The organism is Actinomycetota bacterium (genome assembly GCA_013152275.1).
Lineage (GTDB): Bacteria > Actinomycetota > Acidimicrobiia > Spongiisociales > UBA4744 > BMS3Bbin01.
Genome location: JAADGS010000045.1, coordinates 79,749 through 97,181, shown reverse-complemented (window position 1 = coordinate 97,181; position 17,433 = coordinate 79,749). Strand labels below are relative to the sequence as shown.

Sequence of the window (17,433 nt, the reverse complement as noted above, 5' to 3'; positions counted from 1 at the left end):
GCGGTGGCGGAGATCTTCACCGGAGCAGGCCGTGCAGTGCCAGGCAGTTCGATGAGCAGCCGGGCGAAGGCACCACGTGGTCGCGGCCGTGCCGCAAAGCGGAGCATTCGAAGGCCGGCCAGAATCGCCACGCTCCGGTCGATCCGGCGGGGGTCGAGAACGATCACCGTCGCCGCGGAGTCCACGCCGAGGGTCCCGAGGAACGGGAACCACCGTGCCTTTCGGAATCCGACGCCGGACCCAAACCACACAGGGCGTGGCTCGGTATAGGGGAGGACGAGCCGAGCCGACCCCACGCGAGTCTCGGGGAAGGGCCGCCCCGATGCCAAAGACCGCGCGCGCACCCGACGCCAAGGCCCGCTCGGGCAGGTGTCGGCCAACCTCGATGGCCCGGTGATCGGCGGCCGTGTGCACGGCTCGGGTCCCGTGACCGATGTGACCGGCCGGCGTCTCCGCCGCCCTTTGGCGACCGCCGGTCACAATCCGGCCGGGAAGACGGTGCGCCAAACGCTTGCTGACGCGGGCCCCGACGTCTGGGTGTCGATCGTGTCGGTCTATTCTCGACACGGCTCGAAGCGAGTCCGAGGGGCTGCCTGTTGCACCGCGCTTGGGCCGGTCACGATTCGAGCGGTATCACGATCCGAAAGGCCGATCCTTCCGAGAGGACGCTTTCGGCTTCCACGTGGCCGCCGTGTTCTTCGGCCACGTGCTTGACGATGGCCAGGCCGAGGCCCGTTCCTCCGGTTCGGCGGGAGCGGCCTTCGTCGACTCGGTAAAAGCGCTCGAAGACCCTTGGGAGATCGGCGCTCGGTATTCCGACCCCGTCGTCTGCCACCTCGACGATGGCGGCGCGATCCCTTGCGTACACGCTCACCCAGACGTGTCCTCCTTCATGGGTGTAGCGCACGGCGTTTGCCAGCAGGTTGCGGACTGCCAGCGTGAGGTCGGCGCGATCTCCGAACACAACGACCGGCGCGGCCTCCACGGACATGTTGACCGACACGGCACCGAGTCGATCGACTTCGTCCTGGACGAGGTCATCGAGTGACACGGGTGCTCGTACCGGTTCTTGCGTCTCCAGCCTCGACAGATCGAGAAGGTCACTTACGATGCCCGACAGGCGCAACGCGTTGTCACAAACCATCTGGGCAAAGAGCCGGACGGCTTCCGGGTCGTCATCGAGAGCGGTGAGGATCGTCTCTGCACCCGCCTGAATGGCTGCGGCCGGCGTCTTCAGCTCATGTGATGCGGCGGAGACGAAATCTCGCCGCAGGGCTTCCACTCTTCTTGCCTCGGTCACGTCGGTCAATGTCAGCATGACGAGCCCACTCCGCTCGAGCCACACGGCGGCCGCGGCGATGGACCGTGCCGGATAGCCCGCTTCAAAGTCGGCGGCCGCTCGCTCCTCGTCCGCGCCGGCCCCCGAGATCAGCTTGCGGAGGACGGCGGGGTGGAGTTCCTGCACCCGACCGGCCTCCTTGCCGATGAGCGTTCGGGCCGGTGGGTTGGCATAGGCGATGTCATCACCGTCGATGAGCACGACTCCAATATCCAATGCCGAAAGAACGAGATCTCGCATCTCCTGTTCCCTCTGGATGTCGGAGATGCGAGTATCGATCTCGGTGGCCATCTCGGCGACTGCTTCCCCGAGGTGGTCCAACTCTGCAATGCCGCTTCTGGGTATTTCGGTCTCCACCGCTCCCTGCGAGATGTCCGCCACCGACTGGGACAGATCTTCCAGGGGACGCATGGTGTGTCGAGCGATGAGCCACACTCCGAGGAGGCCGACAGCCGCGGCGGCGAGACCCCAGACGAGAAGGATGACGCGCAGCGAAGCGAGCCGCTCTCGTGTCTCGGTCTCGGGAAGCGCAACCCTGACGACCACGCCATCGCGCTCCGGGAGCGCCACATAGCGGAAAGCGATGCCGACGGTGGCGCTGGTTCGGGAGGCCACCCCCACTCTGCCGCCGAGCGCCTCAACCACCTCCGGCCGCGTGCTGTGGTTCTCCATCGTTGCCGGATCCGAGGCAGAGTCGGCGAGCACGGTCCCGTCTGGAGCGATGACGGTAACCCGCACGTTGAGATCTGCGCCGAGTTCCTCGGCTGCAGCTTGGAGACCGGCCGCATCGGTGGGCAGCGCCTGCTGGATGGCTCGTGCCTGGGCGGTGAGGGAGTCGGTGAGCTGGTCGAGGAGAAAGGATCGAAGGGTCCGATCGAGTGCCAGACCGAGGCCGGCCAGGACGACCAGTAGCGTTATTGCGTACCAGGTAACGAGTCGGCGTCGGAACGAGGGCGAGCGCCTATGCATGGCCGGGCCTACGCGTTCTCATCTACGAACTTATAGCCGAGACCACGCACTGTGACGATCTGGGTCGGATGGGAGGGATCCTGCTCGATCTTGTCACGTACCCGTTTGATGTGCACGTCGAGTGTCTTCATATCTCCGTAGAACGTATATCCCCACACCTCGTCCAACAGGATCGCCCGGGTCACGAGCTTGCCCTTTCGTCGGAGGAGCGCCTCGAGGAGATCGAACTCCTTGGGTCGGAACGGTACGAGTTCTGCGTCCACGCGAACTTCGTGCCGATCCGCATCGAGCCGCACGCGTCCGCCGATCAGGAGAGGGGGTTCTTCACCGTTGGTGTAGAGGTCTGCTCGACGGAGTATCGCTCTGATGCGCGAGAGAAGCTCTCGCATCGAGAACGGTTTGGTCACGTAGTCGTCGGCACCAAGTTCCAACCCTGTGACCTTGTCGGCCTCGGTGTCTTTCGCCGTCACGATGATCACCGGAACGGTGGAGTCGACCCGCAGTTCCCGCAGCACATCCAACCCGGACATGCCCGGCAGCATCAGATCGAGCACCACGAGCGAAGGGCCGAACGCCTTGTGCTCGCGGAGGACTTCGCTTCCGTCGGCCACGACCTCGACCGAGAAACCCTCCCGCTCCAGGTTGTAGCGGATCGACTGGGCGAGGGTCTCGTCGTCTTCGACGACGAGGACCCGGTGGTCAGTCGGCATGGAAAACGATCGGTGTGCCGTCCGAGAACTCTTGGAACTCGCCGGTCTGCAGGAAAGCGACCTGTTCGCCGATGTCCACTGCCCGGTCGCCGACGCGTTCCAGGGCCCGCGATACGATGATCATGTGCACCGCCCACTCGAGCAACTCGGGATCGGGGCCGCACGCCACAACCGCCTTGTGCATATTGCGATCCAGACGGTCGACTGGATCGTCCATCACGGGCAGACGGAATGCCAACTCCAGATCACGCTTGACAAGGGCTTCGATCGCCACATTCAACATGGGAATGACGATGTCCCCCATCTCTTGGAGATGTCGCAGGATGGTGTCGCTGCGTGGCAACCCGTGGGTGGCTCGAGCAATCTTGGCGATGTTGACGGCCTGGTCCCCGATCCTTTCGACGCTGTGATTCGTCTGTAGCATGAGCGTCATCCGGCGCAGATCGGTCGCGACGGGGGTTTGCAGCGCCATGAGCTCGGTCCAGCGCCGCTCGATCTCGAGGTAGATCCGATCAATCTCCCCGTCGCCGGCAATGACTGCTTCCGCGATTTGTGTATCCGCGTTGGCGATGGAGACCATGGCCTTCTCGATCTGTGAGGTCGCGAGCTTGGCCATCTCCACCAGCGTCGTTTCCAACGCCTCCAACTCGGTGTGGAATTGGGTGCGGAATCTGGTCATCCAAATCGCCCGGTGATGTAGTCCTCGGTGGCCTTTTCCGCGGGATTCGTAAAGATCTTGCTCGTCTCATCGTATTCTACTACGTGGCCGATGTGTCGGCCGGTTTCGCCGACTTCCACGGTGAAGAAGGCCGTGCGATCGGAGACTCGGGCGGCTTGCTGCATGTTGTGGGTCACGATGACGATGGTGTAGTCCTCCTTGAGCTCGAGCATGAGCTCCTCGATGCGTAGGGTCGCAATGGGGTCGAGTGCCGAGCAGGGTTCGTCCATGAGGATCACAGCCGGTTGCACGGCGATGGCACGGGCGATGCAGAGGCGTTGCTGCTGACCTCCGGAGAGTGCCAGCGCCGATTGGTGGAGGCGGCCGCGTACGTCGTCCCAGAGCGCCGTACGACGTAGGGAGGCTTCGACGATGTCGTCGGGATGCCGGTCGCCATGAAGACGTGGGCCGTAGGCGACATTGTCATAGATCGACATCGGGAACGGGTTCGGCTTCTGGAACACCATGCCGATGCGCCGGCGGACCTCGACGGCGTCGGTGGCGTCGTCGTAGAGGTCCTGGCCTTCGAAGAGAATCGTTCCGGCTACCGAGACGCCGGCAATGCTGTCGTTCATGCGGTTGAGGCTGCGCAGCATCGTCGACTTCCCGCACCCGGAGGGACCGATGATCGCTGTGATCTCGCGAGGAGCGATGTTCAACGAGACCTCGCGCAGTGCTTGATGCTCGCCGTACCACAGCGAGAACTGTTCGGCGCGATAGACAGGGGCGATGTGATCGGCCAAGGTTCCTCGATTCTCCCCGGCTCCGAACCGGCTCGGTGTGTGACGGGGCTTGATCCGCGCGGCGTTGCCGATCATCCGAACTTTCCCGAGATATACCGTTCTGTGCGTTCGTCGGCCGGAGTCGTGAAGACCTGGCTCGTCTCGCCGAACTCGACGAGACGCCCGGGGTCTCCGGCCTCCTCGATCACGAGGAACCCGGTGAAGTCGGACACGCGGGCCGCCTGTTCCATGTTGTGGGTCACGATGGCGATGGTGTAGTCCTCCTTGAGTTCACGCATGAGATCCTCGATGCGTAGCGTCGCGATGGGGTCGAGTGCCGAGCAGGGTTCGTCCATGAGGATCACCGCGGGTTGCACGGCGATGGTCCGGGCGATGCAGAGGCGCTGTTGCTGACCACCCGAGAGCGATGCTCCCGGGGCGTCGAGCTGATACTCGACTTCCTTCCAGAGGTGAGCGGCGCGAAGCGCCCATTCGACGCGGTCGTCGAACTCGCCACGGGAGTACCCGCCGTCAAGCCGCAGTCCGGCGGCGACGTTGTCGAAGATGCTGAGTGTCGGAAAGGGGTTGGGTCGCTGGAACACCATACCGACGACGCGGCGCACCTCTGCGGGTGACACCGACGGGCCGTACACGTCCTCATGGTCAAGGGTGATCTCGCCTTCGACGCGTGCCCCGGGGACGAACTCGTGCATCCGGTTCAGGCAACGCAGAAGAGTCGACTTCCCGCAACCGGAGGGACCGATGAGGGCGGTGATAACCCCAGGCTTGAGCGTGAGGTCGATATCGGCGATGGCGCGAAAGTCGCCGTAGTACGCACTGACATCGCGGAGCTGGAAGGTCTTCATCGGCCAAGCTCCCGGTCATGGCGAGAGGCGATCCAGCGTGCGGCCACGGTGAAGACGAGGACGATGGCGACCAGTTCCGCAGCCGCGGCGAAGGCGCGTTCCTGTCCCGCCGCGAACGGGTTCCGTGCCCCGTCGTAGATGAAGAGCGGCAGCGCCGAAATGGGGATCGTCCAGCCGAAGGCGAGCTGCACTGATCCGAGCGCGGTCATGATCAGGGGTGCGGTCTCTCCGGCGGCTCGGGCCACGGCGAGCATCACCCCGGTCGTGATCCCGCGACGCGCCGCGGGGAGCACGACCTTCATGGTCGTGTGTGCGCGCGTGGCTCCCAACGCGGCGCTGGCGTCTCGCAGGCTCGGAGGGACGAGTCGGAGGATCTCCTCGGTCGAGCGGATGATGATGGGCAGCATGATGAGGGCGAGGGCCAGCCCGCCGGCGATGGCGGAGAAGCCGAGCGGCGTGGGAACGATGAGGAGCGTGTAGATGAAGAGCCCGACGAAGACCGAGGGCACGCCGGTCATGACATCGGCGAAGAAGCGGACGACGGCGGCGAACCGACCGGAGCCGTACTCGTTGAGGTAGATCGCCGCGGCGATGCCGAGAGGAACGGCGAGAACGGAGGCGAGCCCGACCATGTAGGAGGTGCCGACGAGAGCGTTGAGCGCACCACCGCCTCGCTGAACATAACTGAAGGGCTGGGAGCTGGTGAGGAAGTCCCAGCTCATCGCCCCGAGGCCGCGCACGATGAGGAAGTACGCGATGAGGGCAAGGGGGATGAGCGACACCCCGACTGCAGCGTACATGGCGGTGAGTGCCAGACGGTCGGTGAGGCGTCGACGCGCCGAGAGCGGTCTGCCCAGCGAAGTGGGTTCCGTGGTCATAGGTCGGCCGACACGAGGGTGCCTCCGGTGCGCGCCACGACGATGCGCGCCAGCACGTTGACGACGATGGTGATGAAGAAGAGGACGACACCGATACCGAGAAGAGCGCTGATCTGGGCCGCGTCGGCCTCCTGGAACTGGTTGGCGATCACCGCCGCCATCGTGTATCCGGGTTGGACGACGGAGAGGTGGATGCCCACCTGGGATCCGATGAGCAGCGCGGCGGCGATCGTCTCGCCGAGCGCCCGGCCGAGGCCCAGCATCACGGCACCGACGATGCCGGCACGGGAACGCGGCAGGACAGCGAGGCGGATCATCTCCCAGCGGGTTGCACCCAGAGCCAGGGCCGCCTCCTTCTCCCCCGCAGGGACGGTGGCAAAGACCTCCCGGCAGATGGCGCTGACGATCGGCACGATCATGATCGAGAGGACGAGTCCGGTCGAGAGGTAGGACAGGCCGAAGACAGGACCCTCGAAGATGCCTGTCCAGCCCAGGTATCGGGCGAGAGCATCGGAGACGGGCTTCACAACGTAGGGGACGAAAACGAAGATGCCCCAGAGGGCGTAGACGACCGAAGGGATGGCGGCGAGCAGGTCGATGAGGTACGACACGGGACCGGCAACCTTGGGGGTGGCGACCTCCGAGATGTAGAGAGCGATGAGGACACTGATGGGCACACCGACAAGGACGCCGATGAGCGCGGTGACGACCGTACCGTAGATGAACGGGAACGCCCCGAAGATGCCCTTGTTCGGTACCCAGCGCATCCCGAGGAGGAATCCGATGAAGCCTTGGGATCGCCATACGGGGAGCGAGGCGATGGTGGTCGACACGATCATGATGGCGAGGAGGAGCAGCACGACGGCCGCCGATATCAAGGCGACGCGGCGAAAGACGCGATCGCCTCGACGTCGAGGGCGATCGACGATCGGTCGGCGTACCTGTGCGCCGGGTTCGCCACTGCTGTTGGTCATGGATGCCTCCGTGATCTGTGCCGCGTGAACCGGGCCGCTCGGAGACGGTCCGTGCGGCCCGGTTCACGCTGTGCGGTTCGGTCAGCCGGCACCGATCTGGTTGACGAAGGCGAGGGCTTTCTTCTGCAGTGAGTCGGGGATCGGGGCGTAGTCGAGGGCCCGCGCTGCATCATCTCCCTCGGTCAGTGCCCAGGTCAACCACGACCGCAGGAGCTGCGCCTTGTCCTCCGCCATGTTGCCGTAGGCAAGGATCCATGTGGCGGTGGCGATGGGCCAGCCTTGGGGTGCGGCGGTGTCGGCCAGGGTGAATCGCAGGTCGTCGGGGAAGACGACGCCGTCGGCGGCTGCGGCGGTTGATTCGAGGCTCGGCTCGATGACATTGCCCGACTTGTTCACCATCGAGGTGATCTGGAGGCCGGTCTGGGTGGCGTAGGCCAGTTCGACGTAGCCGAGTGATCCCTCGGTGTTGGAGATTGCCGCGGCGACGCCGTCGTTGCCCTTGCCGCCCACACCGACGGGCCATTCGACGTCCTTGCCGTACCCGACGGTGTCATGCCACTGCGTGTTGCAGGTGTCGAGGTAGAGCGTGAAGGCGTTGGTCGTCCCCGATCCGTCGGAGCGGTGGACGATCTGGATGTCCTCGTCGGGCAGGGTTGCTTTCGGGTTGAGGGCGACGATCGCCGGGTCGTTCCACCGGGTGATCGTACCCAGGAAGACGCCGGCCAGACTGTCGCAATCGAGTGTGAGGCCGTCGACACCAGAGAGATTGTACGCGGGCACGACGGCGCCGAAGACGGTGGGGATGTGGTAGACGGTCCCGTTCTGAGACGCCTGGGCCAGCTCGTCATCGGTGAGATAGGCATCCGTCCCCGCAAAGTCGACGGTCTGTTGGATGAAGTTCTGCACCCCGCCACCGGAGCCGATCGCCTGGTAGTTGACACGAACGTCGGGGAACTGCTTCTGGTATGCACCGATCCATTCCAGGTAGATGGGGGCGGGGAACGTGGCGCCGGCGCCGTTCAGCGTGCCGGCGAGGGCCGGGGCGGCGCTCGTGGTTCCGTCGCCGGCAGGGGCCGGAGCGGCGGCCGATCCCGATGAATTCGAGCATGCCGCGGCAATGAGCGTCATCGCGGCGACGAACACTCCGATGCGTATCGTGCGCGACATCCTTCTTCTTGGTTGATCGTCCGACATCTTTCCTCCTCGTCGATGCGGTGTTCCGCGTCGTTCCGCGGGGTAACCGGTGTCATCTGTCGTGGGGGACGTTAGGGGTCCGTGGTGACCTCACGATGGCCGGAAGTTGAACGGGAGGTGAACCTTGACGCGGCAGGAATCGCGCGATCGGTGGCAGCCGCGCGGTCTTGGACACGGCGCCGTGCCGATAGTGCCCGCCGAAGGTGGGCGCCCGAGGCCCATCCGCTTGCGGTCGAGTTCTTCAACGTGCAGATACCCCTGCTCTTACAGGGGTATCCGGTGGTCGGGCTGGCCGGATTTGAACCGGCGACCTCTTGACCCCCAGTCAAGCGCGCTAACCAAGCTGCGCCACAGCCCGAGGACCTGCATCATACCTGCCTGCAGGGTGACCTCATGCACCGGCGAGACCGTCCCCTGGATGATCCGGCAGGTGGATGCACCGTGATCCTGGCGGTGATGGTTTGCAGCCCGAACGGCCGGGGAGGGCGAGTGTCCTCCCCGGCATCGGCTGTCTCAGGCCGGGACGAAATAGACGTCCGTCGGCTTGAGTTTCGAGTTGCGCAGGAAGCGGGGCTTCACTTCCATGTCGATCCAATCGAGTGAGACTGCGTCGGGATCGACACCCATCAGCCTCGTGAGGAACAGCGTGTCCACACCCTCGTATTGGATCAACGCGAGCACGTACGGAGTCTCGGGAAGGAACTCTTCGGATCCGAAGTAGCAGACCGTGACGGCATGCACCGAGGCCTTCCGATCCGTGATATCCACCCACTCGGTTTCTTCGCCCGTGTACATATCGTGGCCCCGCGGCGTCGCATACGTGTAGCCGGTCTCCGGATCACGGCTTGCGAGCAGCTTTTTGTTCGTCGCTCCGGCAAACCAGGGGCTGTCCTGGCCGTAGGAGTGCAGATAGGTGATCGAGTACCCCTGCTCGATCTGGATGGGTGCCATCTTCTTGAGGAACGCCAGGGCGTCCGCATCGGTCTGGACGGGGAAGGGGATTCCGTGAACGATGTACCCACCGAGGGTCTCCGGGCGGCGTTCGGGCAGTTTTGCCATGTCAGTCCTCCCTTTCGAGAATGCTCACCGTCACGTAGGTACCCGTCCCGGCGTGCGAATGGATTGCTCCCCTCCTGGCATCCTGCACCTGGAGGGTCGCATCGCCGAAATGTTCGTTGATCGTGCCTTGGAGTTGCCACATGGAGAAGACCGCCTGCATGAGCCCCGTCGCGCCGACCGGATGCCCGCAGGCGATCAGGCCTCCGGAGGGGTTGACAGGTAGTACCGGATCGTCGGGCAGGTCCAGGCCGTAGTCGATTCCCGGGAGGAACGCCTTTCCGGATGCGGCGAACGGGCCCCCCTCTCCATATCGGCAGAGGCCAAGGTCTTCATAGGTCTGTATCTCCGAGGACGTATACGCGTCGTGCAACTCGACGAAGTCCAGATCTTCGAGCGGGTTGACGATGCCTGCTCGCTTGTACGCCATGTTGCCGGCGCTCCGACCGGCCCTGAACGAGTGCACTCCCGGATAACGTGTCCCGTGATCCCACAGTTCCTTGTAATACGAGAGCGTTTCGTCAGAACTCTTCTCCTGTTCGGTCGCGTATTCGCGCATGAACGTGTCGTAGCCGACATGTGGCCGATCCGACATCCGCATCGCGTCGGTACCGCGGCCGATCCCTGCGACCTTGACGAGAGGGCGTCGCACCCGGCCCCCCGCCTGCTCGATCCTTGCCAGTCCCTCTTCCGAGGCGAGGATCGTCACCGCCGCGCCGTCGGACATCACGCAGATGTCGAGGCGCGTGAGCGGCCAGGCAACCATCGGAGCATTGCGCACGTCTTCGATCGTGTACCTGTTCCGCTTCTGGGCGTAAGGATTGAAGTAGGCGTTGCGATGGTTCTTGACCGACACGGCAGCCATCTGCTCCGGAGTGGTGCCGAACTCCTTCATGTGGCGCGACACCATCATGGCGTAGTAGCCGGAGTAAAATCCCCCCACCGGATAGTCCCACGAGACATCGGAGGCGAGTGCAATGAACTCGTTTCCCTTCCACGTCTCGACGTGGCTCATCGTCTCGAAGCCGTAGGCGACGCAGACGTCCATGTCGCCCGAGGCAACCGACTTCCATGCTTCCTGGAAGCAGAGTCCTCCTGTCGCCCCGCCGCCTTCGACCCTGTGACTGGGCTTGGGAAGCAGGCCCAGATAATCCTGCGCCATGATGCCCGCCATGAGTTGACGGGAGAAGTGGTCGGAGAAGTAGGAGGCGACTGATCCATCCGCCACACCGGTGAAGGTCCGGAAGTCGAGCCCGAGGTCGCTGATGGCCTCGTCGTAGGCTTCCTTGATCACCGCCTGGAACGTCTTGTCCGGACGTGCCTTGGCAAACTTGGATACACCGCCTGAAATCGCGTAAACGGAACGCATCGGTGTCCTTTCTCGTGTCCGCCGCATCCTACCCTGATCGACCTTTGCGGCGCCTCGCGAAGATCTTGATCGGGGTTCCTTCGAACCCGAACTCTGCGCGGAGGCGATTCTCGAGATAGCGCAGGTAGTCGACACCGGGTTCGTTTCCCGACACGAAGAGGATGATGGTCGGAGGAGAGGTCCCTGCCTGGACCGCGTAGAGGATTCGAGGGCGGCGCCCCTTCCTTACCGGAGGTGGATGACTCGCCTGCCATTGCCTGATGAGCCGGTTCAGCGTCCCTGTCGGAATCCGGAACTCTCTGGACTCGAGTACTCGATCAACGGCTGGAGCGAGTCGATGTAGGCGCGCTCCGGTGAGCGCGGACACTCGCAAGAGAGGAGCCCATCCCACGAACTGGAGACGGTCGGCAACATCACGCGTGACGGTTTCGCGTTGTTCGAGGTCGGCCGCATCCCACTTGTTCAGCAGAACGATCAGACCCGCGCCTGATTCGGCCGCAGCCTGAGCGATCCGTTGGTCCTGCTGCGCAACACCTTCGACCGTGTCGATGAGCAGAAGGGCGACATCCGCTTCCTCAAGCGCTCCTTTGGCGCGCAAGACGGAATAGAAATCGGCGGGATCCTTCACCTTGGGGGTACGCCGGATGCCGGCGGTATCCACCACCTTGAAACGCCGCTCCCCCAGCTCGACTATCGCGTCGATCGGATCCCGAGTGGTTCCCGGCACGGGAGACACGAGGACTCGTTCCTCTCCGACGAGACGGTTCAGCAATGTCGACTTGCCAACGTTCGGGCGTCCGATGATCGCCAGAGTCTGCAGGTCTTCGTGCGTCTTGCCGACATCTTCGGGAAAGGCGGCTACGACGCGATCCAGAAGATCCCCTATCCCACGACCGTGAAGGGCGCTGATCGGCATCGGTTCGCCGAGTCCGAGCTGCCACAAGTCTGCCGTGTCGACATCCTGGCGGGGTCCATCGACCTTGTTGGCGACCACGATCACCTCGTTGGGGGCGCCACGCAAGAGCGACGCCACCTGAGCATCATCGGCGGTGATTCCTGCAGTCGCGTCGAGAACGAGCAAGACGACATCGGCAGCTCCGAGCGCCGCCTCGGCCTGGGCGGAGATCGCGGCGACGAGTTCCTCACTGGGATTGAGCTCCCATCCGCCGGTATCGACCAGCAGGAACTCCCGTCCGACCCATTCGGCTCGAAACTCTCTGCGATCCCTGGTGACGCCGGGGTCTTCTTGCACGACGGCCATCCGCCGACCGAGGATCCGGTTGACGATGCTGGACTTTCCGACGTTTGGACGCCCTACGACGGCGACCACGGGCATGCGGCTCACTGGCCCTCCTTGGTCCGGCAAGGATAGGCAGGGTGCCGGTTCTCCAAGCACATCGTTACCATCGCGCCATGGTCGATCAGGTACTCCTCGCCGAGCCACGCGGTTTCTGTGCCGGTGTGGAGATGGCCATCAAAGCGCTCACATGGATGATTCGCGTCTTCGATCCTCCCGTTTACTGCTACCACGAAATCGTGCACAACGAGTGGGTCGTCGGTGCGTTCGAAGAAGTCGGCGTGGTCTTCGTCGACGATATCGCCCAGGTGCCTCAGGGTGCTCCACTCATGCTGTCCGCCCACGGATCGTCCCCGGAAGTCGTGCTGGCCGCTCAGACGTGGGCGGGTGTCGTCATCGACGCCGTCTGCCCGCTGGTCACCAAGGTGCATCATGAGGTCAGGCGCATGGCCGAACGAGGGTTCGACATCATCTATGTAGGCCATGAAGGACATGATGAAGCCATCGGCACCGTCGCGGAGGCACCAGACGCCATCACGCTCATCGAACCGGACGGCGGACTCGGTACCTTCGAGCCGGGTGACGAGTCTCGTGTGGCGCTTCTCGCACAGACCACCCTGGGACTACACGAATGGGAAGCCGTCCTCGAAGCAGCGTCCAATCGATTCTCCGGACTTCGCACCGCCCGGCGAAGTGACCTCTGTTATGCCACCACGAACCGGCAGGAGGCCGTCAAAGACCTCGCGAAGCGGGCGGACCTCATTCTCGTCGTCGGATCTGAGACCTCGTCGAACACGAGGGCCCTGGTGAGAGTCGCCCGGCGCGCGGGAACGCCCGCGTACAGGGTGGACTCGGCCGGCCAGATCGAGGATCGCTGGTTGGAGGGGATCGACGTCGTTGGGGTCACGGCCGGCGCTTCGGCGCCCGATCACCTCGTTCGTGAGGTGATCGACCGGATTGCACCACGCAACGGACACGTGTTGGCACGTGTCACCGATGAAGATGAGTACTTTCCGCTTCCGCGCCAGCTGAGAGGGTTCCTGACCGCGCTGCAGTTCGCGGTCGAAGGGGGGTTCTGCGCCCGCAGTCCGGGCGAGCCCGGACCACTCCAAGAGGATCGGACCTGGACGGCGACGGAAGCGCTTGGCGCGCTGAACACCTGAAGCAGGAGCCTTCTCAGAGCAGAGTCAGGATGTGTCCGACGACATCGACCACACTCAGGTCCGAAGTGTCGAGCCTGATCGCATCTTCCGCCGCGCACAGGGGCGACACGGCACGAGAGGAGTCCAGCTGATCACGCCGCGCGAGCTCCACCTGTACGTTCTCCACCCCGGGGGCTTCGAGTTCGCTCGCGCGCCGTGCAGCCCTCACCTCCGGGCGTGCAACGAGAAAGATCTTGAGTTCCGCGTCCGGGAAGACCACCGTGCCGATGTCCCGGCCCTCGACGACGGCCCGACCACCATGACGCTCGACCCAACGCCGTTGACGTTCCACCATTGCTCTGCGCACGCCGGGCTCGGCACTGACCGCGGACACGAAGACATCGACGGGAGGCGAACGGATCTCCTCGCACACATCTTCCCCATCGAGATACATGTGCCCGTCCTCGTAGCGCAGATCGATGCGCTCTGCGAGAGCCGCCAGGTCCGGCCCTGTGGTGATTCCGGCCCGAAGCGCCGCCAAGGTGACTGCCCGATAGAACGCACCGGTATCCAGATGTGCTACGCCGAGAGCATTTGCGAGCGCTCGACTTACCGTCGTCTTGCCGGATCCGCCCGGTCCGTCGATGGCTATCACGAGATGCTCCATGGCGGGGCAACCCTAGTGCCTGGGCGGGAAACGTTCGCGACTTCTCCGCACTCCCCGTTCCGCCCGACGCCGGCCCCGGCGAGCGTTGCGGGAGGTGTCCTCGAGGTCCTGGCCGAGGACGGAGGGGGTTCCGGGAGGTCTCTTCGGGGCTCTGGCCGAGGGCGGACCGGGTCGTCGGCGGAGAACCGGTCCAGACTCCGAGCCACGCAGCGGTATCACTCGGTGGACTCCTGGGGGGCTGGATATGCCCAGTCTGAGCCACAGATCCGTCCCATCTCTTCATAGAAGTCGGGCCACGTCTTGCTCACACAGTTCGTGTCCTCGACGCACACCCCTTCGTTGGCGATCCCGGCGACGGAGAACACCATCGCCATCCGATGATCAGCGCGCGGATCGATGGTTGCACCACGAGAATCGCCGGAAGTGATCGAAAGGCCTGCGGTATGGGCCTCGACGACGGCCCCTATGGCTGTCAACCCTTCGGCGAGTCCGGCAATGCGGTCACTTTCCTTTGCCGCAAGCGTGCCGAGTCCACGGATCGTCGATGTCCCATCGGCACATGCTGCTGCGATCGCCACGGCGAGGGCTCCGTCCGGGGCACTACCCATGTCCACGTTCACGGAACGCAGTCGTTCAGGACCGTCCACGCTCACGCCCGTTTCGCTCCATACGATACGGCAGCCCATCTGCTCGAGAACCTCGAACACTCGCAGGTCCGCCTGGGAAGGTGCCGGTCGCAGCCCTTCGATCACGACGCTGCCTCCGGTGATGGCAGCGGCCAGAGCCGGGTATACGGCAGATGCGGCATCGGGGGGGACCGACATCTCGGCCGCCCGATAAGCGGCTCCCGCCGGGATGACCAGAACACGGTCGGACAGTTCCGCCGTGACGCCAAAGATCGCCATGACTTCCACCGTCATCTCGACGAAAGGCCTCGACACGAGTTCACTCCACCTGATCGAGAGACCTCCGTCGACCACAGGCGCAATGAGGGCCAGTGCAGAGACGAACTGGCTCGACGCCGAGGCATCCACTTCGAGACTGCCGCCCGTGAGTCTGCTCCCCCCGGCAACGATGGGGAGGTGTGTCCCATGGATGTGTGCCCCCGCGTTCCCAAGCGCCTCGACGAGAGGTCGTAGAGGTCGTTCGCGTAGCCGCTTCACACCGTCAACGACGGCCTGTTGCCCGCCGAGGCATGCGACAGCAGTCAGGAACCGTGCGGTCGTGCCAGAGGCCATCGCATCGACGATCGCTCCGGGCCTGCCTATTCTCCCGCCTGTTCCTGTGACCCGGAGCTCGTTGCCTTCCCTGCGGATCGTCACACCGAGACTGCGCAGTCCGGAGATCATCGCCTCTGTGTCGTCACAGACGGGAACCCCCCGAATGATGCTCACTCCCTCGGCGAGGGCCGCTGCCACCAGGACCCGGTTCGCGATGCTTCGTGATCCAGGAACGGTGATCTCTCCCCGGGCGGTGGTCGGCCTGATGCAGCGCCTCACGGGATCGCTGCCCCATAGAGGCTTCGCACTTCCTCAATGGTCAATGACCGGAACGATCCGGGGCGAAGGGAACGATCGCGCAGGGGACCGATGGCCGTCCGGACGAGTCTCAAAACGGGCAGGCCGACCTCGTCACACATCCGGCGCACTTCCCGCTTGCGTCCCTCGCCCATCACAATCTCGATCAACGCCTGTCCCTTCGAACGATCGATCACCCGTGCGGAGAGTGCTGCCGCAGGCCCGTCCTCCAGCTCGACACCTTCCTGCAGATCCCGGAGTTGACGGGCGGTCGGGTTCGTGTCGACCAGCACCGTGTATGTCTTGGTGACTTCGAACTTCGGATGCGTCAACAGGTGGGCGAGGTCTCCGTCGTTCGTGAGGATGAGCAGCCCCTCGGAGTCCACGTCCAGTCGCCCTACCGGATAGAGTCTCATGTGATCACCGATGATCTCGACAACCGTCCGGCGGCCCTGAGGGTCGCTCGCCGTGCTGACGACCCCCGACGGCTTGTTGAGGAGGTAGTAGACGAGACCTGGTGCCACGGGGAGTGGAACCCCATCGACCAAGACGGATGCCTGCTCAGGGTCGATCTTCTGCCCCAGGTGTGCGGCTGCACCATCGACCGTCACCCTCCCCTGCCGTATGAGTTCCTCGGCTCCGCGGCGCGAGGTGAGTCCCGAATGAGCGATGAGTTTCTGGAGGCGTTCGTTCACAGGTCTGTACGAAAGGTGTCCTCGAGCGATTCGACGACCTGCGAAGGCGGGACGTGATCGGCGAGTGGCGGAAGATCGTCGAGTGAGCCGATGCCGAGCTTCTCGAGAAAGAGGGCAGAGGTACCGTACACGGCCGGGTTCCCTGGCACCGAGAGGCGCCCGCGTTCTTCGATCAGGCCTCGCCGCTCCAGGGTCCGAACCGCCGAACCGGAATCGACACCACGAATCTCTCCGATCTGCCCGCGTGATACCGGCTGCTTGTAGGCGACGATGGAGAGGACTTCGAGCGCCGCCGGAGAGAGCCGCGTAGCGCTTGCGGTGGTTGCATAGCGCTCCAAGTAGGCCCGTACGCCGGGTCTGGCGTACAGGCGCCAGCCACCTCCGACGGTGCGTGCGACCAGGCCTGAGCCCCTCTGATCCAGTTCGAGGGCAAGATTGGCGAGTTCAGACTCCACCCGATCGGTGCTCATCTCCAACACCTCTGCCAGCTCCTCGACGGGCACCGGCTCCTCGGCCACGAACAGAATCGCTTCGAGCACCGAGACGGCCGTAGTCTCACTCCCACTCACTGACGACCTCCTCCCATGATTCGGTCTCGGTCGCTCTGACATGAATCTCCGACAGCCAGCCGGCCTGGTTTGCCTCCACAACCCCCCAGCGCGCCAATTCCAGCAGTGCCAGGAAGTAGGCGACGATCTCCACGGTTCTCTCTGTATGTGCAACGAGGTCGGAGAAGTCTGCCTCGGCGGCGGTGACGACCCGGTTCCTGAGATCCACCATCGCCTCACCTACCGAGGGGAGATCCAGATCGAGGTGATCGAGATCAGGTTCCACCTCGGTTGTGTCGAGGAGACGTGTGGCAAGAGCAGCAAGGCCTTGCGCTCCGATCGTGAGTACCGTTTCGGGTGGCTTGCGTAGCGGCGAGAAGTCCAGGCCACCGGCGCGCGATACGTACCGTCCCGCTTCTTCCATGCGGTACGCGATCACCGCGGCGACGTCTCTGAACGTCACGCACGCGAGCAGACGTGAGAGGAGGCGGTCCCGTTCTTCCATGAGTTCGAGTTCCTCATCCAGGTCCACACCCTCGTCTGTGGGGAGCAGGCGGCGTGCCTTGAGCTGGATCAAGGTGGAGGCGATGAGGACGAACTCACTCGTAACCTCCATGTCGAGTTGCTCGAGCGCCTGCAACGTTTCCAGGTATTCATCCACGAGGTCGACGAGGCTCACCGCGGTGATCTCCACCTGGTGTCTTGTGATAAGTTGCAGGAGGAGATCGAGAGGTCCTTCGAACACGGGGGTTTTGACTTCGTAGGTCTTCAC

At 64.1% G+C, this 17,433-nt stretch carries 17 protein-coding genes and 1 tRNA gene; 1 reads left to right on the top strand and 17 read right to left on the bottom strand.

Annotated features, from left to right (window positions below):
- Window positions 1–616 precede the first annotated feature (616 nt).
- From GXP34_08475 to der, 12 genes are all read right to left on the bottom strand, one after another.
- Window positions 617–2,308 carry a HAMP domain-containing protein gene (locus tag GXP34_08475; protein ID NOY56008.1) on the bottom strand — a complete coding sequence of 564 codons (1,692 nt, stop codon included), beginning with the start codon at window positions 2,306–2,308 and terminating at the stop codon, window positions 617–619.
- Window positions 2,309–2,316: 8 nt separating this feature from the next.
- Complete coding sequence (locus tag GXP34_08470; protein NOY56007.1) at window positions 2,317–3,018, bottom strand: response regulator transcription factor; 702 nt, start codon at window positions 3,016–3,018, stop codon at window positions 2,317–2,319.
- Window positions 3,008–3,697, bottom strand: a complete 690-nt coding sequence (gene phoU, locus GXP34_08465; GenBank protein NOY56006.1) for a phosphate signaling complex protein PhoU — start codon at window positions 3,695–3,697, stop codon at window positions 3,008–3,010. The genes GXP34_08470 and phoU overlap by 11 nt, the downstream gene beginning before the upstream one ends.
- Window positions 3,694–4,554 (bottom strand): phosphate ABC transporter ATP-binding protein, encoded by an 861-nt coding sequence (gene pstB / locus GXP34_08460; protein ID NOY56005.1) that lies wholly within the window; start codon window positions 4,552–4,554, stop codon window positions 3,694–3,696. The genes phoU and pstB (GXP34_08460) overlap by 4 nt, the downstream gene beginning before the upstream one ends.
- Window positions 4,551–5,324, bottom strand: coding sequence for a phosphate ABC transporter ATP-binding protein (pstB, locus tag GXP34_08455; GenBank protein ID NOY56004.1), 774 nt, complete (start codon window positions 5,322–5,324; stop codon window positions 4,551–4,553). The genes pstB (GXP34_08460) and pstB (GXP34_08455) overlap by 4 nt, the downstream gene beginning before the upstream one ends.
- The gene (pstA, locus tag GXP34_08450; protein NOY56003.1) at window positions 5,321–6,202 is read right to left on the bottom strand and encodes a phosphate ABC transporter permease PstA; all 882 of its coding nucleotides are present in this window, start codon (window positions 6,200–6,202) and stop codon (window positions 5,321–5,323) included. The genes pstB (GXP34_08455) and pstA overlap by 4 nt, the downstream gene beginning before the upstream one ends.
- The gene (pstC, locus tag GXP34_08445) at window positions 6,199–7,176 is read right to left on the bottom strand and encodes a phosphate ABC transporter permease subunit PstC (GenBank protein NOY56002.1); all 978 of its coding nucleotides are present in this window, start codon (window positions 7,174–7,176) and stop codon (window positions 6,199–6,201) included. The genes pstA and pstC overlap by 4 nt, the downstream gene beginning before the upstream one ends.
- A gap of 81 nt (window positions 7,177–7,257) precedes the next feature.
- Window positions 7,258–8,343, bottom strand: coding sequence for a phosphate ABC transporter substrate-binding protein PstS (gene pstS, locus GXP34_08440; GenBank protein NOY56001.1), 1,086 nt, complete (start codon window positions 8,341–8,343; stop codon window positions 7,258–7,260).
- 307 nt (window positions 8,344–8,650) lie between these two features.
- Window positions 8,651–8,728, bottom strand: a tRNA-Pro gene (locus GXP34_08435).
- A 155-nt stretch (window positions 8,729–8,883) separates the two neighbouring features.
- Window positions 8,884–9,321, bottom strand: a complete 438-nt coding sequence (locus GXP34_08430; GenBank protein ID NOY56000.1) for a nucleotide-binding protein — start codon at window positions 9,319–9,321, stop codon at window positions 8,884–8,886.
- A gap of 109 nt (window positions 9,322–9,430) precedes the next feature.
- A complete protein-coding gene (locus tag GXP34_08425) occupies window positions 9,431–10,795 on the bottom strand; it encodes a thiolase domain-containing protein (protein NOY55999.1) in 1,365 nt (454 codons plus the stop codon).
- 28 nt (window positions 10,796–10,823) lie between these two features.
- A complete protein-coding gene (gene der, locus GXP34_08420) occupies window positions 10,824–12,140 on the bottom strand; it encodes a ribosome biogenesis GTPase Der (protein NOY55998.1) in 1,317 nt (438 codons plus the stop codon).
- Window positions 12,141–12,208: 68 nt separating this feature from the next.
- On the opposite strand from der, the gene ispH reads away from it, so the two are divergent.
- On the top strand, window positions 12,209–13,255 hold the full coding sequence (ispH, locus tag GXP34_08415) for a 4-hydroxy-3-methylbut-2-enyl diphosphate reductase (protein NOY55997.1): 1,047 nt from the start codon (window positions 12,209–12,211) through the stop codon (window positions 13,253–13,255).
- 13 nt (window positions 13,256–13,268) lie between these two features.
- Here ispH and GXP34_08410 read toward each other — a convergent pair whose 3' ends face one another.
- From GXP34_08410 to GXP34_08390, 5 genes are all read right to left on the bottom strand, one after another.
- A complete protein-coding gene (locus GXP34_08410; GenBank protein NOY55996.1) occupies window positions 13,269–13,901 on the bottom strand; it encodes a (d)CMP kinase in 633 nt (210 codons plus the stop codon).
- A gap of 215 nt (window positions 13,902–14,116) precedes the next feature.
- Window positions 14,117–15,400 (bottom strand): 3-phosphoshikimate 1-carboxyvinyltransferase, encoded by a 1,284-nt coding sequence (gene aroA / locus GXP34_08405; GenBank protein ID NOY55995.1) that lies wholly within the window; start codon window positions 15,398–15,400, stop codon window positions 14,117–14,119.
- Entirely contained in the window at window positions 15,397–16,113 is a 717-nt protein-coding gene (locus tag GXP34_08400) for an rRNA pseudouridine synthase (protein ID NOY55994.1), read from the bottom strand. The genes aroA and GXP34_08400 overlap by 4 nt, the downstream gene beginning before the upstream one ends.
- Window positions 16,110–16,682 carry an SMC-Scp complex subunit ScpB gene (gene scpB, locus GXP34_08395; GenBank protein NOY55993.1) on the bottom strand — a complete coding sequence of 191 codons (573 nt, stop codon included), beginning with the start codon at window positions 16,680–16,682 and terminating at the stop codon, window positions 16,110–16,112. The genes GXP34_08400 and scpB overlap by 4 nt, the downstream gene beginning before the upstream one ends.
- Window positions 16,669–17,433, bottom strand: a complete 765-nt coding sequence (locus tag GXP34_08390; GenBank protein NOY55992.1) for a segregation/condensation protein A — start codon at window positions 17,431–17,433, stop codon at window positions 16,669–16,671. The genes scpB and GXP34_08390 overlap by 14 nt, the downstream gene beginning before the upstream one ends.